The organism is Elioraea sp. Yellowstone (assembly GCF_006704265.1).
In the GTDB taxonomy this organism is placed as follows: Bacteria; Pseudomonadota; Alphaproteobacteria; order Acetobacterales; family Acetobacteraceae; genus Elioraea.
Map to the genome: position 1 here is coordinate 22374 of NZ_VIKA01000001.1, position 22227 is coordinate 44600.

Below are 22227 nucleotides of genomic sequence, written 5' to 3' on the forward strand. Positions count from 1 at the left end.
TCAAGCGGCGCGGATGTTGGCCGCGCGGATCACCTCGGCCTGGTCCTGGATGTCCTTCTCGAGGAAGGCGCGGAACTCGGCAGGCGACATCGGCATCGGTTCGACCGCCTGGCGTGCCCAGAGGGTGCGCGTCTCCTCGGCGGTGACCACCCGGGTCACGGCCGCGTTCAGCCGCTGCGCCACGGTCTCCGGCGTGCCGGCGGGCGCCATGATGCCGAGCCAGATCGAGGCGGTGTAGCCGGTCACGCCCGCTTCCGAGACGGTCGGCAGCTCGGGCAGGAGCGGGCTGCGCCGCGTACCGCTGGTCGCCAATCCCTTCACCTTGCCGCTGCGGATGTTCTCGATCTGCGTCGTGATGCTGTCGAACATCCAGTCGACCGTGCCGCCGATGATGGCCGTGCGCGCCTCGCCGGAGCCGCGGAAGGGGATGTGCTCCACCTGGATCCCGGCCATGTGGCAGAACTTCGCGCCGGCGATGTGGTACGGCGTGCCGGGGCCGGAGGAGGCGTAGTTCAGCGCCCCGGGGCGCGCCTTCGCCAGCGCGATCAGCTCGCCGACCGAGGCGACCGCGAGGTCCGGCCGCGCGATCAGCGCGTGGTTGGCGATGTTGACCGGAACCACCGGCACGAAGTCGCGCAGCAGCACATAGGGCCGGTTCGGCAGCAGCGTCTCGTTCGCCGTATGGGTGTTCGACATCATCAGCAGCGTGTGGCCATCGGGCTCCGCCCTGGCCACGGCATCGGTGCCGATCACCGCACCGCCGCCGGGGCGGTTCTCGACCACGAAGGGCTGGCCGAGCTCGGGCCCGAGCTTGTCGCCGAGCTGGCGGGCGTAGATGTCGGCCGGCCCGCCCGCGGCGAAGGGGACGATGATGCGCACGGGCCGCGAGGGCCAGGCCTGCGCCCGTGACGGGCATGCGAGCGCCAGGGCCGGGACCGAGGCGAGCAGGGTGCGTCGACGCATGGGGCGTTCCTCCCGATCTCGTTCTTCGACGGCGGACGATAGTGGGACCGGGCCGTCCTGCGAAGGGCCGGCCGGCGCGACTTGCGTCGCGCCGCGCGAGCGATCACCCTGCCGCAGTCTTCGCGGGAGGATCCATGGCGGAACAGGCATTCGTCCGGCACGAACGGCTCGGCGAGGTGCATGTGCTGCGTCTCGCGAACCCGCCGGTGAACACGCTGCGCCACGCGTTGCGCCAGGAGCTCGTGGCCGCGCTCGACGACGCGGCGGCTGCGGGCGCGAAGGCGGTGGTGCTGATCGGCGAGGGGCGCATGTTCTCGGCCGGCGCCGAGATGACCGAGTTCGGCGGGCTGCGGCTCGAGCCGACGCTCACGCAGGTGATCGACGCGCTCGACGCCTTTCCCGGCCTGACGGTCGCGGCGATCCATGGCCACGCGCTCGGCGGCGGGTTGGAGCTGGCGCTCGGCTGCCGCGCGCGCGTCGCGGCGCCCTCGGCGCAGGTCGGCCTGCCGGAGGTGAAGCGCGGCATCCTGCCGGGAGCGGGCGGCACCCAGCGCCTGCCGCGGCTGATCGGCGCCGAGCCTGCGCTCGCGCTGATCGCGACGGGCGATTCGGTGCCCGCGCCGCGCGCGAAGGAGCTCGGCATCATCGACGCGATCATCGAGGGCGATCTGGCTGAGGGGGCGGTCGCCTTCGCGCGCGCGGCGCTGGCGGCGGGGCGCGAGTATGCGCGGGTGCGCGACCGCGTGGCTGCCGGCGAACTCGCCGCCTTCGACGCCGCCGCCGCCGCGGTGGCGAAGCGCGCGCGCGGCATGGAGGCGCCGCCCGCCACCGCCGAGGCGGTGCGTGCGGCGCTGACCGAGCCCTTCGAGCACGGGCTCGCGACCGAACGGCGGCTCTTCGAGCGGCTGGTGAGGAGCGAGCAGAGCCAGGCGCTCCGCCATGCCTTCTTCGCCGAGCGCGAGGCGCAGAAGGTCGCGGGGCTCGCGGGGATCGAGCCGCGTCCGGTCGCCCGCGCGGCGGTGGTCGGCGCCGGCACGATGGGCGGCGGCATCGCGATGTCCTTCGCCGCGGCGGGGATCCCTGTCACGGTCGTCGAAACGACCGCGGAGGCGCTGGCGCGCGGGCTCGCCCGCGTGGAGTCGAACTGGCGCCGCAGCGTCAAGAGCGGACGGATGACGGACGAGGACGTCTCGCGCCTGCTCGGGCTGATCCGCGGCACGACCGATCTTGCCGAGGTGCGCGACGCCGACGTGATCATCGAGGCCGTGTTCGAGGACATGGAGGTGAAGCAGGGCGTCTTCCGTGAGCTCGACCGGCTGGCCAAGCCGGGCGCGGTGCTCGCGACCAACACCTCCTATCTCGATGTCGATGCGATCGCGGGCGCCACATCCCGTCCGGGGGACGTGCTGGGGATGCACTTCTTCAGCCCGGCCAACGTGATGCGGCTGCTCGAGATCGTGCGTGGCAAGGCGACCACCGCCGCCGCTCTGGCGACGGCGGTCGCGGTCGGGCGGCGCATCGCCAAGGTGCCGGTCGTGGTCGGGAACTGCTTCGGCTTCGTCGGCAACCGCATGTCGTTCCAGCGCGGCCGGCAGGGCGAGCTGATGCTGCAGGAGGGCGCGCTGCCCTGGGAGGTCGACAGGGTGATGACCGGCTTCGGCCTCGCGATGGGGCCGTTCGCGGTGGCCGACCTTGCCGGGCTCGACATCGGCGGGATGGTGCGCAAGGCCTTCGGCATCCCGTTCCCGATCGCGGATGCGATGGTGGCGGCGGGCAGGCTCGGCCAGAAGACCGGCAGGGGCTGGTACCGCTATGCCGACGGCAGCCGCACGCCCGAGCCGGACCCGGAGACGGAACGGATGATCCTCGAGATCTCCGCCTCGCTGGGCAGGACGCGGCGGACGATTCCGCCCGAGGAGATCGTCGATCGCATGACGCTCAGCCTGGTGAACGAGGGGGCGAAGATCCTGGAGGAGGGGATCGCCGCGCGCGCCTCCGACATCGACGTGATCTTCGTCAACGGCTATGGCTGGCCGGCTTGGCGCGGCGGGCCGATGTGGCACGCAGACCGGATCGGGCTCGCCAAGGTGCGCGACCGGCTGGCCGAACTCGCCGCCCTCACCGGCGACGACGGGCTCAAGCCCGCCCCGCTGATCGAGCGTCTTGCCGCCTCGGGCGGCAGCTTCGCGAAGCCTGGCTGAGGGAGGAGGGCGAGGATGGATCTGCGCTTCACCGAGGAGGAGCGTGCCTTCCGCAGGATGGTGCGCGACTTCATCGATCGCACCCTGCCGGACGAGACCCGCGAACGGATGGCCTCGGGCCGCACGCCGACCAAGGCGCAGTGGGGCTGGTGGCACGGCAAGCTGCATGAGCAGGGCTGGTCGGTGCCGGACTGGGCGCAGGAGCATGGCGGCCCGGGCTGGACTCCCGTGCAGCGCTACATCTTCCGCGAGGAGCTGCAGCAGGCGCCCGCGCCGCAGCCGCAGCAGTTCGGCACCATGATGGTCGGCCCCGTGATCATCGCCTTCGGCTCGGAGGCGCAGAAGAGCCGCTTCCTGCCCGGCATCCGCAGCGGCAAGGACTGGTGGTGCCAGGGCTTCAGCGAGCCCGGCGCCGGCTCGGATCTGGCCTCGCTCAAGACCTCTGCCAGGCGGGTGGGTGAGCACTACATCGTCAACGGCCAGAAGACCTGGACCACGCTCGCGCACTGGGCCGACTGGATCTTCACGCTCGTGCGCACCGATCCGAACGCGAAGAGGAAGCAGGAGGGGATCGGCTTCCTGCTGATCGACATGAAGAGCCCCGGAATCACCGTGCGACCGATCGTCACGATCGACGGCGAGCACGAGATCAACGAGGTGTTCTTCGACGACGTGAAGGTGCCTGTCGAGAACATGGTGGGCGACGAGACCCGCGGCTGGGACTGCGCGAAGTTCCTGCTCTCGAACGAACGCACCGGCCAGGCGCGCGTGGGGATGTCGAAGGAGCGCATCCGCCGGCTGAAGCGGATCGCCGCCGAGGCGCCCTCGGGAGGCCGGCCGCTGATCGAGGACATCCGCTTCCGCGAGCGCCTCGCCGCGGTGGAGGTGGAGCTGAAGGCGCTCGAGATCACCACCATGCGCGTGGTGGCGGCCGAGCAGAAGGCGCTGGGCGAACGGAAGCCCGATCCCGCCTCGTCGCTCCTGAAGGTGAAGGGCTCGGAGATCCTCCAGTCAATCAGCGCGCTGATGGTCGAGGCGGCCGGCCCCTACGGGCTTGCCGCGCCGATGGCGGCAGCGCCGGAGGGCGCGAACGAGCCCGAGATCGTGCCCGACTGGGCGGCGATGGCGCAGCCGATCTGGATGAACTGGCGCAAGCTCTCGATCTACGGCGGCACCAACGAGATCCAGCGCAACATCATGGCCAAGGCGTTCCTCGGCCTCTGAGGAGAGAGACGTGGATTTCGATCTGAGCGAGGAACAGCGGCTTCTCCGCGAGAGCCTGACGCGCCTGCTCGCCGACCGCTACGGCTTCGAGGCGCGCAAGGGATACGCGCGCGAGCCCGAGGGCTGGAGCCGGGCGATGTGGGCCGCCTATGCCGAGCTCGGCCTGCTCGGCCTGCCCTTCGCCGAGGCCGAGGGCGGCTATGGCGGCGGCGCGGTCGAGACCATGCTGGTCGCGGAGGCGCTGGGCGAGGCGCTGACGCTCGAACCGTGGCTCGCGACCGTGGTGCTGGGCGGCGGGTTCCTGCGCCACGGCGCAAGGGCGGAACGGCGTGCGGCGCTCGTGCCGGCGATCGCGCGGGGCTCGCTCCTGCTCGCCTTCGCCTCGACCGAGGCGCAGTCGCGCTGGGACCTGCACGACGTCGCCACGACCGCGAAGCGCGACGGCGACGGGTGGGTGCTGGAGGGGCGCAAGCTCGTCGTGCTGCACGGCGACGTCGCGGACAGGCTGGTCGTCACCGCGCGCAGCGGCGGCGGCCGGCGCGATCGTGCGGGCATCGGCGTGTTCCTGGTCGATGCGAAGGCGCCCGGCCTCACCCGGCGCGGGCATCGGACCAATGACGGGCGGCGCGCCGCCGAGGTGACGCTCGCCGGCGTGCGCGTGGCCGCCGAGGACGTGCTCGGCGATCCCGCGGACGGGCTGCCGTTGATCGAGCGCGTGGTGGACGAGGCGATCGCCGCGCTCGCCGCCGAGGCGGTCGGCGTGATGGTCGCAGCGCAGAAGCTCACGCTCGACTACCTGAAGATGCGCAAGCAGTTCGGCGTGCCGATCGGCAGTTTCCAGGTCCTCCAGCACAAGGCTGCGGACGTGATGATGGCGATCGAGCAGTCGCGCAGCATGGCGATGTACGCGGCGATGTCGCTCGAGGAGCCCGACCCTCTTGAGCGAGGCCGGGCGATGTCCGCGGTGAAGGCGCAGATCGGCCGGGCGGCAAAGTTCGTCGCCGAGGAGACGGTGCAGATGCATGGCGGCATCGGCATCACCATGGAGTATGCGGTGGCGCACTGCATGGCGCGGCTCGGCGCGATCGAGGCGATGTTCGGCAACGCCGAGTTCCATCTGCGCCGCTTGGCGGAGACCGGCGGGCTGATCCCGGCCTAGTACCCTCACCCTGGCCCTCTTCCGCAGGCGGGCGAGGGAACGCAACGGCGCCCCCGGTCTCCTCTCCCGCGCGCGTGGGAGAAGGTCAAGAGGGTGCTACCGCACCTCAACGGCCGTGTGCGCCACGCAGTCGCCGCGCTCCACGCGCGCGGGGTGTCGCTGGCAGACGACGATGCCGCCATGGCCGAAGCGCACCTCCGCGGGCGGGCGTGCGGGATCGTCGACGAAGTGCACGCGCCCGCAGAGATCGCCGTCCGCAACGACGTCGCCGAGATCCGTCGCCGGTTCGAACACGCCCGGGTGCGGTGCGTAGACGAAGCAGTGGCGCGAGGGCACCTCGAGCATCCGCGTCGGCGGCGCCTCGATGGCGCCCGGCAGGATGCCGAGCGCGCGCAGATGGCGCTCGATCCCCGCCTCGACCATGGCGAGCCCGATGCGGCTGAGCGAACCGCCGCCGCCGAACTCGCCGCCGAGAGCGACCACGCCGCGCCGCATCGCCGCCGCCGGCGAGTAGCGCGGATCAGCGCCATGCCGCCAGACGAGCGAGGTCGGCGCGCCGAAGGCGCGCAGCGCGGCGATTCCCCTCTCGTTCAGGGCCGGATCGGGGCCGTGATGGGTCGATGCGAAGGGGAGATAGGCAAGCGAACTGCCGCCGGAGTGGAAGTCATGGAACAGGTCGGCGCGCGTGAAAAGTTCGCTATCGATATAGAAGGCGATCTGCCGCGTCACCGACCCGTCCGGGTCGCCGGGGAAGCTGCGATTGAGGTTGCCCTCGTCGATCGGGCTGACGCGCGTGCCGGCCATCGCGGCAGGCAGGTTGGCCGCGGGCAGGATGATGATGCGCCCCCTGATGCGCTCGGGTTTCATCTCGCGAACCAGGTTGCACAGGGCGACCTGACCCTCGTACTCGTCGCCGTGGTTGCCGGCCATGAAGAGGGCGGTCGGTCCGGTGCCGTTGCGGATCACCGCGATCGGGATCGCGATCGCACCATAGGCGCTGCGCGTGACGGAATGGGGTAGGTAGAGATAGTCGACCTGCTTCCCGTCCCGGTCGTAGTCGACATTGGTGAAGATCCGCGTCTGCCGGTCCATCCTACCCTCGCCCGTTTCGTTACCGAAGGAAGCATCCGTCGGCGGCGATCGCGCCGCAAGTCCCGCAAACCGTCTTTGCGGCGGCGTGCGACCGTGCTTCACTGGGGCCAACGAACCGGAGGAACAACGTGCGTCTCTTCGCCGCGACACTGGCCACCGAGACCAACACCTTCTCGCCCCTGCCGACCAGCCTCGCGGCCTACCGGGAGGGCGTGTTCCTCCGCCCGGGCGAGCATCCGGACGACACCCCTCTGATGTGCACCGCACCACTGTTCGTGGCACGAAAACGCGCCGCCGCAGAGGGGTTCACCTTGATCGAGGGCTCGTGCTTCGCCGCCTCGCCGGCCGGCACCACCAACCGCGCCGACTACGAGTTCATGCGCGACGAGATCCTCGGCCAGGTGAAGGCGGCGCTGCCGCTCGACGGGGTGCTGCTCGGCCTGCACGGGGCGATGGTGGCGCACGGCTATGACGACGTCGAAGGTGACATCATCGAGCGCGTGCGCGCGATCGTGGGCCCGGACTGCGTGATCGGCGTGGAGCTCGACCCGCATTGCCATCTGACCAGGAAGCGCGTCGCGGCGGCCGACATCATCATCCTCTACAAGGAGTTCCCGCACACCGACGTGGTCGAGCGCGCCGAGGAGGTGCTGACGCTGGTGCTGCGCACGATCCGCAAGGAGATCAGGCCGGTGATGTCGCTCTACGACTGCCGGCAGATCGGCAGCTACCCGACCACCGAGCCGCTGATGCGGGCCTTCGTCGACAAGGTGAGCGCGCTGGAGGGCACGGACGGCATCCTCTCGATCTCGATCGGGCACTGCTTCCCCTATGCCGACGTTCCGGAGCTGACCGGCCGCGTGCTGGTGATCGCCGACGGTGACAAGGCGAAGTCCGACCGGGTCGCGACCGCGATCGGCGAGGAGTTCGTCTCGATGCGCGGCAGGACCGCACCGCCCTACCTGTCCGTCGAGGAGGGGATCACGTTCGCGGTCGAGTTCAACGGCGCACCCGTGGTGATGGCCGATCCGGCCGACAATGCCGGCGGCGGCGCGCCCTCCGACAACACCACCATCCTGCGCGCGATGATCGCGCGCGGCGTGAAGGATGCCGCCCTCGGGCCGATCTGGGACCCGATCGCCGTGCGGCTCTGCATGGATGCGGGGGAGGGGGCGCGCATCCCGCTGCGCTTCGGCGGCAAGATCGGCCCGGCCTCGGGCCCGCCGGTCGATGCGGTGGTGGAGGTGACGAAGCTCGCGCGGGACTGCTGGCAGAGCTTCGGCCCGACCAGGGTCCCGCTCGGCGACACGGCGGCGATCCGCGTCGGCGGCATCGACGTGGTGCTGATCAGCAACCGTACCCAGGCGCTCGGCCTCGAACTGTTCCGCAATGTCGGCATCGAGCCGACCGCCCGCAAGCTCGTTGTGGTGAAGTCCACCAACCATTTCCGCGCCGCCTTCGGCCCGATCGCGGCCAGGGTGATCTATGTGGACAGCGACGGGCCGCTGGCGCGAGACTACCGCAAAATACCCTATACGCGGATCGAGCGGCCGATCTGGCCGCTGGACGAGCGGACCACGCCCGGCCTGATCCTCTAGGCCGGCACGAACAGGCAGGGAGACGGAGCATGAGGACGACACGACGCAGTGTTCTGGGCGCCGGCGTGGCCGGCACGGCGATTCTGGCCGCTCCGGCCGTCTGGCCGGCGCGCGCGCAGCCCTCGGCCAAGGGCACGGTGCGCGCGGTGATGCACGGCGACGTGCCGACCTTCGACCCGATCTGGACCACGGCCAACATGGCCGCCTACCACGGCAACATGGTCTACGACACGCTCTTCGGCATCGATGACCAGGTGCGGCCGCAACCGCAGATGGTCGGCCGGCATGGGCTGTCCGACGACCAGCTCACGTTCACCATGGAGCTGCGCGACGGGCTGAAGTGGTCTGACGGTACGGACGTGACGGCGCGCGACTGTGTGGCCTCGCTCCGCCGCTGGGCCGCGCGGGACGGCGCCGGTCAGCACATGATGGAGCGGGTGGCCGACATCTCCGCACGCGATGCCCGGACGATCGTGATCAAGCTGAAGGAGCCCTACGGCCTGATCACCGACGCGATGGCCAAGACCTCCACCCCCATCTGCTTCATGATGCGCGAGAAGGAAGCGATGACGGACCCGATGCAGAAGATCGAGACGATCGTCGGCTCGGGACCGTTCCTGTTCAATGAGCGCGAGACGAGGCCGGGCAGCCAGTACGTCTACGACCGCAACCCGAACTATCGGCCGCGCAGCGAGCCGCCGTCCTGGATTGCCGGCGGCAAGGTGGTGCATGTCGAGCGCGTGATCTTCCAGAACATGCCCGACGTCCAGACCGCGATCGCCGCCCTGCAGGCCGGCGAGGTCGACTATGTCGAACAGCCGCCGATCGACACCGTTCCGGCGCTGGAGGCTGATCCCGACATCGCGTTGCAGGATCGCAACCCGCTCGGGAATGTCGGGTGGATCCGCCTGAACTTCCTCCATCCGCCGTTCAACAACGTCAAGGCGCGGCAGGCCGTGCTGTGGGCCGTGGACCAGGAGGCCCACCTGAAGGCGACCTTCGTCGATCGCCGCTTCTACCAGCCCTGCGGATCGTTCCTGACCTGCGGCACGCCGTACGAAAGCGATGCCAACACGGAGTGGTTCAAGCGGGGGCCGGACCGCGCGAAGGCACGCCAGCTCCTGCAGGAGAGCGGCTACAAGGGCGAGCCGGTCACGCTGCTGCAGGCGACCAACATCCTCTACATGACGAACGCCGCGCAGATCCTCGCCCAGGAGCTGCGCGCGATCGGCATGAACATCCAGATGGTGCCGATGGACTGGTCGGGCGTGGTGCAGCGCCGTGCGGTGAAGGCGCCGCCCGATCAGGGCGGGTGGAACATCTTCATCACCTCGGCCGACGGGCTCTCCTCGTCGAACCCGATCTGGGCGGCCGCGCACGCGGCGACCGGCGAGCGCGGCTGGTTCGGCTGGCCGTCGGACGAACTGCACGAGCGGCTGCGTGACGAGTGGGTGAAGGCGCCCGACCTGGAGACGCGGCAGAAGGTCACGCACAGGCTGCAGGAGAACGCGTGGAACTTCGTGCCGCATGTCTACTACGGCCAGTGGAGGACACCGGTCGCGCACCGCAAGAATGTCACGGGGTGGATCAACTCTCCGGGCGTGGTGCCGTTCTGGAACGTGAAGAAGGCGTGAGGCGACGCGGTCCCGGGAGGCTGGCGCGCATGCTGTCCCTCTCCCCCTCGCGGGGGAGAGGGAAGCTTCTGCCCTCACGCCTCTGCTCGCGCGCCAGGTGGAGAGGACGGGGGTGCTCCCGTCGCGGCTCCCGCGTCGGCGGCGGTGAAGGCGACAGCATGGCCACATCATGATCGCCTACATCATCCGCCGTCTCCTCGCGACCATCCCGGTGATGCTCCTGGTCGCGGTGATCGTGTTCCTGCTGGTGCATCTCGCACCCGGCGACCCGGCTTCCGTGATCGCGGGCGACAACGCCACCTCCGACCAGATCGCCGCGATCCGCGCCACGCTCGGCCTCGATCGGCCGCTCTGGGAACAGTTCGCGATCTGGATCTGGCGCGTGCTGCAGGGCGATCTCGGACAGTCCCTGTTCTGGAATCGCGGTGTGGCGGAACTGATCCTCCAGCGCGCAGAACCGACCGTCTCGCTTGCCATCACCACGCTCATCTTCGCGGTCTCGATCGCGATCGGGCTCGGCGTGCTGGCGGCGTGGAAGGCCGGCTCGGGGATCGACCGCTCGGTGATGGGGCTGGCGGTGGCCGGTTTCTCGGTACCGGTGTTCGTGGTCGGCTACCTGCTGGTGTACCTCTTCGCGATCGAGCTCCGCTGGCTGCCGGTGCAGGGCTATCGCCCGATCGCGCAAGGGTTCTGGCCCTGGCTCGAGCGCCTCATCCTGCCCTCGGTGGCGCTCGGCCTCGCCTATCTGGCGCTGATCGCGCGCATCACCCGCACCACCATGCTCGAGATCCTGTCGGAGGACTACATCCGCACCGCGCAGGCGAAGGGGGTGGCGACGCGGCCGATGCTGTTCAGGCATGCGCTGAAGAACGCCGCCGTGCCGATCGTCACCGTGGTCGGCATCGGTGTCGCGCTCCTGATCAGCGGCGTGGTGATCACGGAGACCGTGTTCAACATCCCCGGCATCGGCCGGCTGGTGGTCGATGCGATCACGCGTCGCGACTACCCGATCATCCAGGGGGTGATGCTGGTCTTCTCGGCGATCTATGTGCTGGTGAACCTCGCCGTCGACCTCTCCTACACGCTGTTCGATCCGCGCGTGCGCTACTGATGACGACCGCAGCCGCCATCGCCCAGCCGCCGGTTCCCATCCGCGGGGGCCTCGCCCGCTTCGCCCGGCGCAACCCGACCATCGTGATCGGCGGCGCGATGCTGCTGCTGATGGTCTGCATCGCGGTGCTCGCGCCCTGGATCTCGGGCGATCCGTTCACCGTCTCGCCGGCCGACCGGCTGAGACCGCCCTCGTTCAGCGACTTCTTCGCGTCCGGCAAGATCGACCGCTTCGGGACCGACAATCTGGGGCGCGACATCTTCGCGCGTACCGTGCACGGCACGCGCATCTCGCTGATGGTCGGCATATCGGTGGCGCTTCTCGCGACCCTGATCGGCCTGGGCATCGGCCTGGTCGCGGGCTATTTCCGCCTGGTCGATGCGATCGTCATGCGCGTGATGGATGCGCTGATGGCGATCCCCTCGATCCTGCTCGCGATCGCCCTGGTCGCGCTGACCGGCGGCGGCATCGCCATCGTCATCGCCGCGATCACCGTGCCCGATATCCCTCGCGTGGTGCGCCTGGTGCGCTCGGTGGTGCTCACCGTGCGCGAACGACCATACATCGATGCCGCGGTCTCGGTCGGCAGTCCGTCGCGGAAGATCATCCTGCGCCACATCCTGCCCTCCACGATCGGCCCCCTGATCGTGCAGGCGACCTATATCTGCGCCTCGGCGATCCTGGTGGAGGCGGGGCTGTCGTTCCTCGGCGCGGGTGTGCCGCCCGAGATCCCGACCTGGGGCAACATGATCGCGCAGTCGCGGCTGTTCCTCGCCCGCGCGCCCTGGACGATCTTCGCGCCGGGCATCTGCCTCGCCCTCGTCGTGCTGTCGATCAACCTGCTGGGCGACGGATTGCGCGACCGGCTCGATCCCAGACTTGCCCGCCGGATGTAGATGACCGAGACCGCGCCGATCCTGGAGGTCCTGGACCTCCGTACGCATTTCTTCACCCAGGACGGCGTGACGCGCGCGGTGGATGGCGTGTCGTTCTCGCTGGCGCCGGGCGAGACGCTCGGCATCGTCGGCGAGTCCGGCTGCGGCAAGTCGGTCACGGCGCTCTCGATCCTGCGCCTGCTGCCGCCCAAGCTGTCCCGCATCGTCGGCGGCAGGGTGGTCTTCGAGGGCACCGATCTTCTGACGCTCCACGAGCCTGCGATGCGCGAGATTCGCGGCAACCGCATCGCGATGATCTTCCAGGAGCCGATGACCAGCCTGAACCCGGTGCTGACCATCGGCGAGCAGATCGCCGAGGCCGTGCGCATCCACCAGGGCGCCAGCCGGAAGGAGGCGCTTGCCCGCGCCGTCGAGATGCTGAAGCTGGTGCGCATCCCCGATGCGGAACGGCGCGTGGGCGACTACCCGCACCAGTTCTCGGGCGGGATGCGCCAGCGCGTGATGATCGCGATGGCGCTGTCCTGCAACCCGAAGCTTCTGCTGGCCGACGAGCCGACGACCGCGCTCGACGTCACCGTACAGAAGCAGATCCTGCGCCTCATGCTGGAGCTGAAGGAACGCATCGGCTCGGCGGTGATCCTGATCACGCACGATCTCGGGGTGATCGCCGAGACCGCCAAGCGCGTGGTGGTGATGTATGCCGGCCGCGTCGTCGAGCAGGCGGAGGTCACGGCGCTGTTCGACGCGCCGCTGCATCCCTACACGCGCGGGCTGATGGCATCGATCCCGCGGCTCAAGCACAACAGGACAAGGCGCCTTGCCGAGATCCCGGGCATCGTGCCGGACCTGCGCACGCCCATTCCCGGCTGCGCCTTCGCGCCGCGCTGCCCGCTCGCCACCGATCGCTGCCGCGAGGCCGCGCCCTCGCTCGACGACCATGGCGGCGGCCACTTCGCCGCCTGCTGGGAGGCAGGGCGCGCATGACGCCGGTGCTCGAGGTCGATCGCCTGGTGAAGCATTTTCCGATCCTGCGCGGTATCCTGCGTCGGCCGGTGGCGTGGGTGCGCGCGGTGGACGGTGTGTCCTTTGCGATCGCGCCCGGCGAGACGCTCTGTCTCGTGGGCGAGTCCGGCTGCGGCAAGTCCACGGTCGCGCGGCTGGTGCTGCGCCTCGACGAGCCGACCGGCGGGGCGATCCGGCTCGACGGCACGGATGTGACGGGGCTCGACGAACGCGAATTCGCGCCGTTCCGCCGGCGCGTCCAGATGGTGTTCCAGGATCCCTACGCCTCGCTCAATCCGCGACTGAAGGTGGGGCAGATCGTCGGCGAACCGCTCGAGAACTACGAGGGGCTCCGGGGCAAGGCGCTCGAGGAGCGGGTGGCCGGGCTTCTGGCGAAGGTGGGGCTGCGGCCCGAGGGGGTCGGGCGCTACCCGTTCGAGTTCTCGGGCGGACAGCGCCAGCGCATCGGCCTTGCGCGCGCGCTCGCGCTGAACCCGAAGCTGATCGTCGCCGACGAGCCGGTCTCCGCGCTCGATGTCTCGGTGCAGGCACAGGTGCTGAACCTGATGATGGACCTGCAGGAGGAGTTCGGTCTCGCCTACCTCTTCGTCAGCCACGACCTCGCGGTGGTGGAGCATATCGGCCATCGCATCGCGGTGATGTATCTCGGCGAGATCGTCGAGATCGGGCCGAAGCAGGTGGTGCTGGACGAGCCGAAGCATCCCTACACGCGCGCCCTCGTCGCCGCCGCGCCGATCCCGGATCCGCGCGCGAAGCGCGACACGCTGGTGCTGGAGGGCGACGTGCCGAGCCCTCTCAACCCGCCCGCGGGCTGCCGCTTCCACACGCGCTGCCCCTTCGTGATGGACCGCTGCCGGGAGGAGACGCCACGCCTGAGGGAGGTCTCGCCGGGACGGCAGGCGGCCTGCCACCTCCTGGAGGCGTGATGGGCGGCGCGCTCGCCGAACTGGGGCTCGCGCGGGTGATCAACGCCGCCGGCACGCTGACCCGTCTCGGCGGTGCACCGATGGCGTCCGAGGTGGTGGCGGCGATGGCCGAAGCGGCGGGTGCCTCGCTCGACATGGCGGCGCTGCAGGAACGGGCCTCGGCGGAGATCGCTGCCGCCACGGGCGCCGAGGCGGGTCTGGTCACAACTGGGGCCGCCGCGGGACTGACGCTTGCCGCGGCGGCCGTGCTCGCCGGGCTCGACCCCGCGCGCATGGCGCAGCTCCCGCGCATCGAGGACGGGCGCAGCGAGATCCTGGTGCACCGGACGCATCGCAGCGCCTACACGCGCGCGCTCGCGGTCGCCGGTGCGCGCCTGGTCGATTTCGGCCACAACGACCGCGGCACCGGGGCGGGCATCCGCGGCATCGAGGCGTGGGAGATCGAGGCGGCGATCGGGGCGCGCACCGCAGCGATCTTCTTCGCCGCCACGCCGTGGAGTGTCCCTGACCTGCCCCTGGTCGCGCGCGCGGCGCATGCGCACGACCTGCCCGTGATCGTCGATGCGGCAGCGCAACTCCCCCCGGCCGCCAATCTGCGCCGGTTCATCGCGGCCGGGGCCGATCTCGTCGTCTTCTCCGGCGGCAAGGCGATCGGCGGGCCGCAATCCTCCGGCATCCTCGCCGGCCGGCGCACGCTGATCGCCTCGGCGCTGATGCAGATGCTCGACATGGACGTGCCGGTGGCGAGCTGGCGGGCGCCGCTCGGCGTGCAGGTCGCAGGCGTGCCGCATCACGGGCTCGGCCGCGGCTTCAAGGCGGGCAAGGAGGAGATCGTCGGGCTTCTGGTGGCGCTGCGCCGCTTCCTCGCGCGCGACGAGGCGGCGGAGCAGGCGGCGCAGACCGCGCGACTGCGCGCGATCGCCGATGCGCTGCCGGTGCGGAGCACGCTGCTCGATGCGGCGACGACCGGGCGCGCGCCGCAGCTCGCGCTGCGTGTTGAGGATGCACCGGGGCTCGCCGCGCGGCTGCGCGCAGGCGATCCGCCGGTGCATCTCGGCGAGCGGCATGCGGGCGAGGGGGTGCTGCTCGTGGATCCTCAGGCGTTGCGTCCCGAGGACGACGCGGCGCTGATCGCCGCGGTCCGCGCTGCTCTTGCTTAGCCCGCGCGCGGCTTGAGCCCGCACCAGTCGGCGATGAAGGCGGCGATCGTCAGCGTGCAGCGGCGCAGATCCTCGATCGAGGTGCGCTCGTCGAAGGCATGCGCGCCCTCGCCCTTCGGGCCGTAGCAGAGCGCGGGGATGCCGAAATAGAGCCCGTAGAAGCGCGTGTCGTTCACCGCGGTCGAGCGGCGCTCGGGCATCGCCCCGCCATGCACCTGCGCATGCGCGGCCGCGAGCACGGCCTCGGCCTCGCTGCCCGGCTCCAGCACGTAGCCGTCGGCCTGGAACCCGTGCCAGACGATCTCGGGCGGGTTGTTGGCGAGGAACGCATCGCCGCGAGCGGCCTCCCGCACCGCCCGCTCGACGCCCGCCATCGCCTCGGCGACCTCGGTGCCCGGCAGCAGGCCGATGCGGCAATCCACCTCGCACCAGGCCGGGGTGGACGAGGCCCAGTCGCCGCCGCGGATGATGCCCGGGTTGAACTTGATCGGGTCCGGCACGGATGCGTACCAGGGATGCGCCTTCGCCGCGGCGTTCAGCGCGCGCGTGTGCGCATGGAGCGCGTCCACCAGACGCATCGCCGACAAGATCGCGTTCGAGCCGTCCTGCGCCACCGCGACATGCACCGGCACGCCGCGCACCTTGAGCCGGAACCAGAGCGTGCCCGTATGCGCGCGCGTGATCGCGTGCCCGGTCGGCTCGGGGATCAGCGCCGCGTCCGCACGGTAGCCGCGCAGGAGCGTCGCGAGCGCGCCGTTGCCGGTGCTCTCCTCCTCCGTGACGGTCTGGAGATAGACGTCCGCTGCTGGTGCGAATCCGGCCGCTCGGATCGCGTCCATCGCGAACACCATGCAGGAAACACCCGCCTTCATGTCGTGGGCGCCGCGGCCATACATCCAGCCGTCGCGGATCACCGCGGCGTAGGGCGGATGGGTCCACATCTCGGACGGACCTTCCGGCACGACGTCGATATGGCCCTGCAGGATCAGGCTGCGCCCGGTCGGCGCCTCGGCGCGATGCGCAGCCACCACCTGCACCGAGCCCGCGGGGTCCACGTCAACCATCGGGCTCGCCTTCGGGTGCGCAGCGAGCGGAACCTCGGCGAGGGTGAAGCGATCCACCGCATAGCCGCGCGCGGCGAAGGCGCGGGCAAGCCAGTCCTGCAGGGGGGCTTCCGCTCCGCGCAGACTGGGGAAGCGGACGATGTCGGCGAGGAACGCGACCTCGCGGTCGAAGTTGGCGTCCACCGCCGCAGCGAGGCGGGCGAGGATGGTGGCGTCGGGCATGCGCGCACGCTCGCCCGCACGGCGCGGCCGGTCAAGCCGTCGCGAGCAGCAGGACGCCGACCACGATCAGGGCGAGCCCGCCGATCTGCTGCAGGCCAGCCGGCTCGCCATAGACGAACCATCCCACCATGGCGACGATCACGTATTGCGTCGCTGCGGCGGGAAAGGCGACCGAGACCGGGATGCCGCGCAGCGCGACGATGTAGAGCATCGCCGCCAGTCCGTAGAAGCCGAGGCCGAGGATCGTCGTCGGGCGCATGAGCTGGGCGAACACGTCGCCCGGGCCCATCGCGCCCGCCTTCAGCAGGAGCTGCCCGACCACGCCGGCGACCAGCGCCGCGCCGAGCGACGCCCAGTGCAGCGTCACCGCGCGTGGTCCGGCACGGTCGCGCGCACGACCGCGCGCACGATCCCCTGCGGCTTGCGGTTGCCGGTCTGGAACGTCCGGCCGAGATACTCGCCGACGATGCCGAGGATCACGAACTGTGCGGCCGAGAGCAGCAGCACCACGACCATGGTGCTGGCCCATCCCTCGGGCGGCTGGCCGAACAGGGCGTGGGCGATCACGTAGAGCGCGCCGATGCCGCCGATGGCACCCATCGCGAGGCCGAGGAACACGGCGAGCCGCAGGGGCAGCAGCGAGAAGTTGAAGGCGAGATTGAGCCAGAGCCGCACCAGGCGGCGCAGGGTATAGTTCGACCGCCCCTGGGCGCGCGGCAGGTGGCGCACCTCGAGCGTGCCGATCCGCTGCGTCACCTGCATGATCAGCCCGTCCACATAGGGGAACGGGCCCTCGTAGCGGGTCACCCCGTCGATCACCAGCCGGCTCATGCAGCGGAACGAGGACAGGTAGAGTCCCTTCGGCTTGTCGATCAGCAGGTCGGCGACGCGGTTGGCGAAGCGGCTGCCGAGATTGCGCCAGGCGGCGTGCTGCTTCTCGGCGTAGGAGGTGTAGACCACGTCGTAGCCGCCGTCGCGGCAGTGCAGGAACAGCCTGACCACCTCCTCGGGCGGGTTCTGCAGGTCGTCGTCCATGGTGATCGCGTACTCGCCGCGCGCGTGCCTGAGCCCGGTCATCACCGCGTTGTGCTCGCCGTAATTGCGCGCGTGCTCGACATAGGTCACCGGCACGGCAGCGGTGGCCGCGAGCCGTCGGCAGACCGCGTCGCTGTCGTCCGGACTGCCGTCGTTCACCAGCACGATCTCGATCCCGCCCGGGATGTCGAGCCCGGCGAGCGCGGCGACCAGCTCGCCGATCGTGGCCGCGCCGTTGTAGACGGGAATGACGATGGACAGGGCCGGCGTGGTCTCGTGGGGCAGCGGCCCCGAGGACGTGATCTGCAGCATGCTCTGGCGGTCCCGGTGGTCTCCTCACGGACGACGGGCGATCGCGAGCAGCGACCCGCCGGCAGGAAAGCGCACGCCCAGCCGGGCGAGCGCCGCTTCTGTCTCCGTAACGGCGCGGAAGATCGCATCGATCGGTGGCGAAAAGGGGGCGACGTCCGATGCCTCGGCGCCGCGGAAGCGCCCCAGCACCTTCCGCTGCACCACCATCAGCGGCAGCAGCAGGCTGTTCCAGTAGCCGAGCGCGATCGGCCGGAACCCCGCGCCCTCGAGCAGCCCGCGCAGCCCCGCGCGGTCGTAGCGCCGTGCGTTGTGCACGCGCCGGTCATGGGCGGAGAGCAGCCAGCGATGCGCGGGCAGGTTGAGCACCAGGACGCCGCCGGGCGCCAGCACGCGGCGCAGCTCCGCCAGTGCGGCCGCCTCCTCCACCAGCCGGTGGCAGAGCACGTCGCAGGAAACCGCCGCGCCGAAGCGTCCGTCCCCGAAGGGCAGGGCGTCGATCGAGCCGACCGCCACCGCCGCGCCCGGCACCTTCCGCCTCGCCCGGCGTGCCGCTTCGGCGGCGACATCCACGCCGACCAGCTGCCGCGTCGGGAAGGCGTCCGCGAGCCGGCGCAGCAGCCCGCCCGTGCCGCAGCCGGCGTCCAGCAGCGGCAGGCCGGGATCGCCCGGGTTCCGGCGCAGCGCCGCGAGCACGCGGTGATGGAGCGCGCGATACCACCACATCGCGTCCTCCACCCTGTCCATCCGCTCGTACTCGTCGGGTTCCATCCGGCTGCCCCGCCTTCCCCCCTGGCCGAAGCGGCGTTGTCGCGCTACCCGCTCGGGACTGGCAAGGGAGCGAGGAGCATGGGCGAGGACCTGCAGGCCTGGGTCGGGCGGAGCGAGGCGGCGGAGGACTGCATCGACAGGCTCCGGCTCGCGGGCTTCGCGGCCACGCTGGACCGGCCGCTCGAGGAGGTCGCGCCGGGCGGGCGGCTGCCGCCGCTCTGGCACTGGATGTACTTCCAGCACTGGGTGCCCCGCTCGGGGCTCGGCGAGGACGGACACCCCAGGCGCGGCGGGTTCCTGCCGCCGGTGCACCACCTGCCGCGCCGGATGTGGGCGGGCGGGCGCGTGACGTTCCACGACGACCTCCTCGCCGGCGAGCGGATCGGGCGCGTCAGCACCATCACCGCGATCCGCGAGACGTCCGGTTCGACCGGGCCGCTCGTGTTCGTCACCGTGCGCCACGTCGTCTCCGGACCGCGCGGCGTGGCGATCGAGGAGGAGCAGGACATCGTCTATCGCGGCCTTGCGGGGGCGGCCGTGAAGCCGGGAACACCCGCCCCGCCGCTGCCCGATGGCGCCTTCACGGAGACCGTCATCCCCGACCCGGTGATGCTGTTCCGCTACTCGGCACTCACCGGCAACGGGCACCGCATCCACTACGACCGGCGCTACGTCACCGAGGTCGAGGGCTATCCCGGGCTGATCGTGCACGGACCATTGCAGGCGACGCTGATGGCCGGGCTGCTGCTGCGCGCCCGGCCGGGGCGGCGCCTGGCACGGATCGCCTATCGTGGCGTCCGGCCGCTGTTCGACCTCGCGCCGTTCACCGTCGCCGGTGCCGAAGCGGGCGGGACGGCCCAGCTCTGGGTGCACGACGCCGAGGGGTGCGTCACGATGCAGGCGGAGGCGAGCCTCGCCGCTTGACCCCGAAGCAGCGCGCCCGTTGAATGGCTGGCAGTGGCCGCAGGCCGCCGGTCAAGCCGCGTTCAGGGAGGAAATGATGAGGCTCGGACTGAAGACGACCGCACTTGCCGTCGTGCTGCTGACGGCGCCGCTGACAGGGGCCGATGCGCAGACGATGCGCTTCATGACCGGCCCGCAGGGCGGCGTCTGGGTGCCGCTGGGCGGTGCGCTCAAGAACATGTGGGAACAGGCGATTCCGGGCATCTCCGTCACCGCGATGCCGGGCGCGGGGGTCGCCAACATCCGTGGCGTGGACGAGGGGCGCGCGCAGATCGGCTTCGGCAACTCGATCACCACCGTGGACGGGCTGAACGGCGCGCCGCCCTTCCCGCGCAAGGTCACCAAGGTCTGCAATCTGGCGACGCTCTACCCGCAGTACTTCCAGATGATCGCGCTGGCGACTGCCGGCGTGAACCGCGTGGAGGATCTGCGCGGCAAGCAGGTGGTGATCCAGCCGCGCGGCAACACCGCCGAGGTGGTGACGGCGCAGATCCTGCAGGTCGCGGGGCTGACCTACAACGACATCCGTCCCAACTTCCAGGCCTCCTACACCGACGCGGTCGGGCTTCTGCGCGACGGCAATGCGGATGCCTTCACGCTCGGCACCGCGATCCCGGCGAGTTCGGTGATGGACCTCGCCTCGGCGCGCGACATCAAGGTGGTCGACCTCGCCCCCTACATCGAGGGGCTGCGCAAGCTCAATCCCGGTTTCGTCGGTGTGCCGATCCCGGCCGGGACCTATCCGAAGCAGACCCAGACCGTGACGGTGCCGGGCTATTTCACCCATGTCGTGGTGTCGTGCGACCTGCCGGAGGCGATGGTGCATGACATGGTGAAGACGATGGCGTCCAATGTCGATGCGATGGCGGCAGTGTTCGGCGGCATCCGCGGCCTGACACCGAAGCAGATGGCGATGGACATCGGCGTGCCGCTGCACCCGGGCGCGGAGCGCTTCTACAAGCAGGCCGGCGCGCTCTGACCCGGAGGCGTGCCGCGTGGCCACGACATATGCCCGGGGCGTCGGCCTGCTCACGGCCGTCGTCGCGGTCGCGATGTCGCTCTATCACATGTGGACCACCGCCTTCGGCCCTCCGGAGGCGGTGTTCTTCCGCGGCACGCATCTGATCTTCGCCTTCGCGCTGGTCTTCCTGACCCAGCCGCTCAGGCAGCGCAGGACGCCGGGGATCGAGGACTGGATCCTGCTCCTGCTGGCCATCGGCAGCGTCGGCTGGCTGTTCTTCGACTACCAGCGCATCGTCTTCCGCATCATCTACATCGACGCGCCCGAGCCGGCCGACTGGTTCTGGGGCTGGACCTGCGTGCTCCTGGTCATGGAGGCGACGCGGCGGGTGATCGGCTGGGCCCTGCCGGCGACCGCGCTGGTCTTCCTGGTGCTGGCGCTGACGGTGCTGGATGTCGAGCTGCCGGTGCTGCTCGACCAGCTCTATCTGACGACCGAAGGCATCTTCGGCTCCACGCTCGGCGTCTCGGCCGGTTTCGTGGTGGTGTTCGTGCTGTTCGGCGCCTTCATGGAACGCTCGGGCGTCGGCCGTCTGTTCATGGACTTCGCGCTGGCGCTGACCGGGCGGTCGGTCGGCGGGCCCGGCAAGGTCGCGGTGATCTCGTCCTCGCTGTTCGGCTCGGTCTCCGGCTCGGCGGTGGCGAACGTCATGGTGACGGGCCAGGTCACCATCCCGCTGATGAAGCGCACAGGCTTCCGGCCGCAATTCGCCGCCGCGGTGGAGGCCGTAGCCTCCACGGGCGGGCAGATCATGCCGCCGATCATGGGCGCTGCGGCCTTCGTGATGGCCGAGTTCCTGCAGGTCCAGTATCTCGAGGTCATCACCTGGGCGCTCCTGCCGGCGCTGCTGTTCTACGTCGCGGCATTCGGCGCGGTGCATTTCGAGGCGAAGCGCACGGGGCTGCGCGGCCTCTCGGGCGAGGATGTGCCGAAGCTCAGCCGGGTGCTCGGCGCGAGCGGGCATCTCTTCATCCCCATCTTCATCATCCTCGCCGGTCTGTTCCTCGGCTACTCCGCGCCGCTCTCGGCGCTCGCGGGCACGCTCGCCTGCTTCCCGGTCGCCGCGCTCAGCGCCAACTCGCGCGAGACGGTGACGCTGCACAACGTCTGGGCGGCGTTGGTCGAGGGGGCGAGGGGAGCGCTCGGTGTCGCGATGGCCTGTGCCTGCGCAGGGATCGTGATCGGCGTGATCACGATCTCCGGCCTCGGCATCATCTTCACCCAGTTCGTGCTGGCGGCGGCGCAGAACAGCCTGATCCTCGCGCTGGTGCTGACGATGGTGGCGGGGATCATCCTCGGCATGGGGATGCCGACCACGCCGGCCTACATCGTCATGGTGGCCCTGCTGGTGCCGGCGGTGATCAAGCTCGGTGTGGTGGAGCCGGCCGCGCATCTCTTCGCCTTCTACTTCGCGATCCTCTCCGCGATCACACCGCCAGTGGCACTCGCCGTCTTCGCCGCGGCGGGGCTTGCCAAGTCCGACCTGTGGCAGTCGGGCTTGGCGGCAGTGAAGATGGGCGCGGCGGGGTTCATCGTGCCGTTCATGTTCGTCTACTCGCCGTCGCTGCTGCTGATCGGCGACTGGATCGATATCCTGCACGCGTCGTTGACCGCGACCGCCGGCTGCCTGCTGCTGGCGGCAGGGCTGCACGGCTATCTGATCGCGCGGGCGACCTGGCTCGAGCGCGCGCTGTCGATCGCCGCTGCGTTGACCCTGATCAAGCCGGGCTGGCTGACCGACATGATCGGCATCGGTCTTGCGGCTCTGGTGGTGGCGATGCAGTTCGCGACACGCCGGCGCAAGGCGGCAGCCGCCGCGCCGTCGCGATTGCCGCTTCCGTAGCGAGGGGCGCCG

At 70.6% G+C, this 22227-nt stretch carries 19 protein-coding genes; 13 read left to right on the forward strand and 6 right to left on the reverse strand.

Translation table 11 applies throughout. From position 1 onward, the window contains the following. The gene (locus FK498_RS00110) at positions 1-963 is read right to left on the reverse strand and encodes a tripartite tricarboxylate transporter substrate binding protein (protein ID WP_141850789.1); all 963 of its coding nucleotides are present in this window, start codon (positions 961-963) and stop codon (positions 1-3) included. Positions 964-1097: 134 nt separating this feature from the next. Here FK498_RS00110 and FK498_RS00115 point away from each other — a divergent pair, with 134 nt between their 5' ends. Genes FK498_RS00115 through FK498_RS00125 form a run of 3 tightly spaced genes read left to right on the forward strand, consistent with a single transcriptional unit; the run spans position 1098 to position 5547 of the window. Further along, entirely contained in the window at positions 1098-3164 is a 2067-nt protein-coding gene (locus FK498_RS00115) for a 3-hydroxyacyl-CoA dehydrogenase NAD-binding domain-containing protein (RefSeq protein ID WP_141850790.1), read from the forward strand. Positions 3165-3179: 15 nt separating this feature from the next. Further along, positions 3180-4388 (forward strand): acyl-CoA dehydrogenase family protein, encoded by a 1209-nt coding sequence (locus tag FK498_RS00120; protein ID WP_141850791.1) that lies wholly within the window; start codon positions 3180-3182, stop codon positions 4386-4388. 10 nt (positions 4389-4398) lie between these two features. Further along, on the forward strand, positions 4399-5547 hold the full coding sequence (locus FK498_RS00125; protein WP_141850792.1) for an acyl-CoA dehydrogenase family protein: 1149 nt from the start codon (positions 4399-4401) through the stop codon (positions 5545-5547). Between the two features lie 96 nt (positions 5548-5643). Here the strand turns inward: FK498_RS00125 and FK498_RS00130 are convergent, their stop codons facing one another. Further along, positions 5644-6639, reverse strand: coding sequence for a succinylglutamate desuccinylase/aspartoacylase family protein (locus FK498_RS00130; RefSeq protein WP_141850793.1), 996 nt, complete (start codon positions 6637-6639; stop codon positions 5644-5646). A gap of 128 nt (positions 6640-6767) precedes the next feature. On the opposite strand from FK498_RS00130, the gene FK498_RS00135 reads away from it, so the two are divergent. From FK498_RS00135 to FK498_RS00165, 7 genes are all read left to right on the forward strand, one after another. After that, complete coding sequence (locus tag FK498_RS00135; RefSeq protein ID WP_141850794.1) at positions 6768-8237, forward strand: M81 family metallopeptidase; 1470 nt, start codon at positions 6768-6770, stop codon at positions 8235-8237. A 29-nt stretch (positions 8238-8266) separates the two neighbouring features. Continuing rightward, positions 8267-9871 (forward strand): ABC transporter substrate-binding protein, encoded by a 1605-nt coding sequence (locus tag FK498_RS00140; RefSeq protein ID WP_141850795.1) that lies wholly within the window; start codon positions 8267-8269, stop codon positions 9869-9871. A 169-nt stretch (positions 9872-10040) separates the two neighbouring features. Continuing rightward, positions 10041-10982, forward strand: a complete 942-nt coding sequence (locus FK498_RS00145) for an ABC transporter permease (protein WP_141850796.1) — start codon at positions 10041-10043, stop codon at positions 10980-10982. Further along, complete coding sequence (locus FK498_RS00150; protein ID WP_141850797.1) at positions 10982-11878, forward strand: ABC transporter permease; 897 nt, start codon at positions 10982-10984, stop codon at positions 11876-11878. Before FK498_RS00145 ends, FK498_RS00150 begins: the two co-directional genes overlap by 1 nt. Then, positions 11879-12862 carry an ABC transporter ATP-binding protein gene (locus tag FK498_RS00155; RefSeq protein WP_141850798.1) on the forward strand — a complete coding sequence of 328 codons (984 nt, stop codon included), beginning with the start codon at positions 11879-11881 and terminating at the stop codon, positions 12860-12862. Beyond that, a complete protein-coding gene (locus FK498_RS00160) occupies positions 12859-13827 on the forward strand; it encodes an ABC transporter ATP-binding protein (protein WP_141850799.1) in 969 nt (322 codons plus the stop codon). The genes FK498_RS00155 and FK498_RS00160 overlap by 4 nt, the downstream gene beginning before the upstream one ends. Next, positions 13827-14987: an aminotransferase class V-fold PLP-dependent enzyme gene (locus FK498_RS00165; RefSeq protein ID WP_141850800.1), complete on the forward strand. Its 1161-nt coding sequence runs from the start codon at positions 13827-13829 to the stop codon at positions 14985-14987. Before FK498_RS00160 ends, FK498_RS00165 begins: the two co-directional genes overlap by 1 nt. Here the strand turns inward: FK498_RS00165 and FK498_RS00170 are convergent. Genes FK498_RS00170 through FK498_RS00185 form a run of 4 tightly spaced genes read right to left on the reverse strand, consistent with a single transcriptional unit; the run spans position 14984 to position 18388 of the window. Further along, positions 14984-16273 carry an ArgE/DapE family deacylase gene (locus FK498_RS00170; RefSeq protein WP_141850801.1) on the reverse strand — a complete coding sequence of 430 codons (1290 nt, stop codon included), beginning with the start codon at positions 16271-16273 and terminating at the stop codon, positions 14984-14986. The two genes, FK498_RS00165 and FK498_RS00170, sit on opposite strands and share 4 nt — an antisense overlap. A gap of 31 nt (positions 16274-16304) precedes the next feature. Beyond that, positions 16305-16640: a multidrug efflux SMR transporter gene (locus tag FK498_RS00175; protein ID WP_141850802.1), complete on the reverse strand. Its 336-nt coding sequence runs from the start codon at positions 16638-16640 to the stop codon at positions 16305-16307. After that, complete coding sequence (locus tag FK498_RS00180; RefSeq protein ID WP_141850803.1) at positions 16637-17620, reverse strand: glycosyltransferase family 2 protein; 984 nt, start codon at positions 17618-17620, stop codon at positions 16637-16639. Before FK498_RS00180 ends, FK498_RS00175 begins: the two co-directional genes overlap by 4 nt. A gap of 24 nt (positions 17621-17644) precedes the next feature. After that, positions 17645-18388, reverse strand: a complete 744-nt coding sequence (locus tag FK498_RS00185; protein WP_141850804.1) for a class I SAM-dependent methyltransferase — start codon at positions 18386-18388, stop codon at positions 17645-17647. Positions 18389-18466: 78 nt separating this feature from the next. Between FK498_RS00185 and FK498_RS00190 the strand changes: the two genes are divergently transcribed. The 3 genes from FK498_RS00190 to FK498_RS00200 all read left to right on the forward strand — a co-directional run bounded on the left by FK498_RS00190 (position 18467) and on the right by FK498_RS00200 (position 22215). Continuing rightward, positions 18467-19312, forward strand: a complete 846-nt coding sequence (locus tag FK498_RS00190) for a MaoC family dehydratase N-terminal domain-containing protein (protein ID WP_141850805.1) — start codon at positions 18467-18469, stop codon at positions 19310-19312. Between the two features lie 76 nt (positions 19313-19388). Beyond that, complete coding sequence (locus FK498_RS00195; RefSeq protein ID WP_141850806.1) at positions 19389-20330, forward strand: TAXI family TRAP transporter solute-binding subunit; 942 nt, start codon at positions 19389-19391, stop codon at positions 20328-20330. A gap of 16 nt (positions 20331-20346) precedes the next feature. Beyond that, positions 20347-22215 carry a TRAP transporter permease gene (locus FK498_RS00200; protein WP_237560782.1) on the forward strand — a complete coding sequence of 623 codons (1869 nt, stop codon included), beginning with the start codon at positions 20347-20349 and terminating at the stop codon, positions 22213-22215. Positions 22216-22227: the final 12 nt, after the last annotated feature.

What these genes read in the sequence shown, in the direction of transcription:
- FK498_RS00110 (WP_141850789.1), bottom strand. Translation starts at nt 963, where the DNA reads ATGCGTCGACGCACCCTGCTCGCCTCGGTCCCGGCCCTGGCGCTCGCA.
- FK498_RS00115 (WP_141850790.1), top strand. Translation starts at nt 1,098, where the DNA reads ATGGCGGAACAGGCATTCGTCCGGCACGAACGGCTCGGCGAGGTGCAT.
- FK498_RS00120 (WP_141850791.1), top strand. Translation starts at nt 3,180, where the DNA reads ATGGATCTGCGCTTCACCGAGGAGGAGCGTGCCTTCCGCAGGATGGTG.
- FK498_RS00130 (WP_141850793.1), bottom strand. Translation starts at nt 6,639, where the DNA reads ATGGACCGGCAGACGCGGATCTTCACCAATGTCGACTACGACCGGGAC.
- FK498_RS00140 (WP_141850795.1), top strand. Translation starts at nt 8,267, where the DNA reads ATGAGGACGACACGACGCAGTGTTCTGGGCGCCGGCGTGGCCGGCACG.
- FK498_RS00145 (WP_141850796.1), top strand. Translation starts at nt 10,041, where the DNA reads ATGATCGCCTACATCATCCGCCGTCTCCTCGCGACCATCCCGGTGATG.
- FK498_RS00150 (WP_141850797.1), top strand. Translation starts at nt 10,982, where the DNA reads ATGACGACCGCAGCCGCCATCGCCCAGCCGCCGGTTCCCATCCGCGGG.
- FK498_RS00155 (WP_141850798.1), top strand. Translation starts at nt 11,879, where the DNA reads ATGACCGAGACCGCGCCGATCCTGGAGGTCCTGGACCTCCGTACGCAT.
- FK498_RS00160 (WP_141850799.1), top strand. Translation starts at nt 12,859, where the DNA reads ATGACGCCGGTGCTCGAGGTCGATCGCCTGGTGAAGCATTTTCCGATC.
- FK498_RS00165 (WP_141850800.1), top strand. Translation starts at nt 13,827, where the DNA reads ATGGGCGGCGCGCTCGCCGAACTGGGGCTCGCGCGGGTGATCAACGCC.
- FK498_RS00170 (WP_141850801.1), bottom strand. Translation starts at nt 16,273, where the DNA reads ATGCCCGACGCCACCATCCTCGCCCGCCTCGCTGCGGCGGTGGACGCC.
- FK498_RS00180 (WP_141850803.1), bottom strand. Translation starts at nt 17,620, where the DNA reads ATGCTGCAGATCACGTCCTCGGGGCCGCTGCCCCACGAGACCACGCCG.
- FK498_RS00185 (WP_141850804.1), bottom strand. Translation starts at nt 18,388, where the DNA reads ATGGAACCCGACGAGTACGAGCGGATGGACAGGGTGGAGGACGCGATG.
- FK498_RS00190 (WP_141850805.1), top strand. Translation starts at nt 18,467, where the DNA reads ATGGGCGAGGACCTGCAGGCCTGGGTCGGGCGGAGCGAGGCGGCGGAG.
- FK498_RS00195 (WP_141850806.1), top strand. Translation starts at nt 19,389, where the DNA reads ATGAGGCTCGGACTGAAGACGACCGCACTTGCCGTCGTGCTGCTGACG.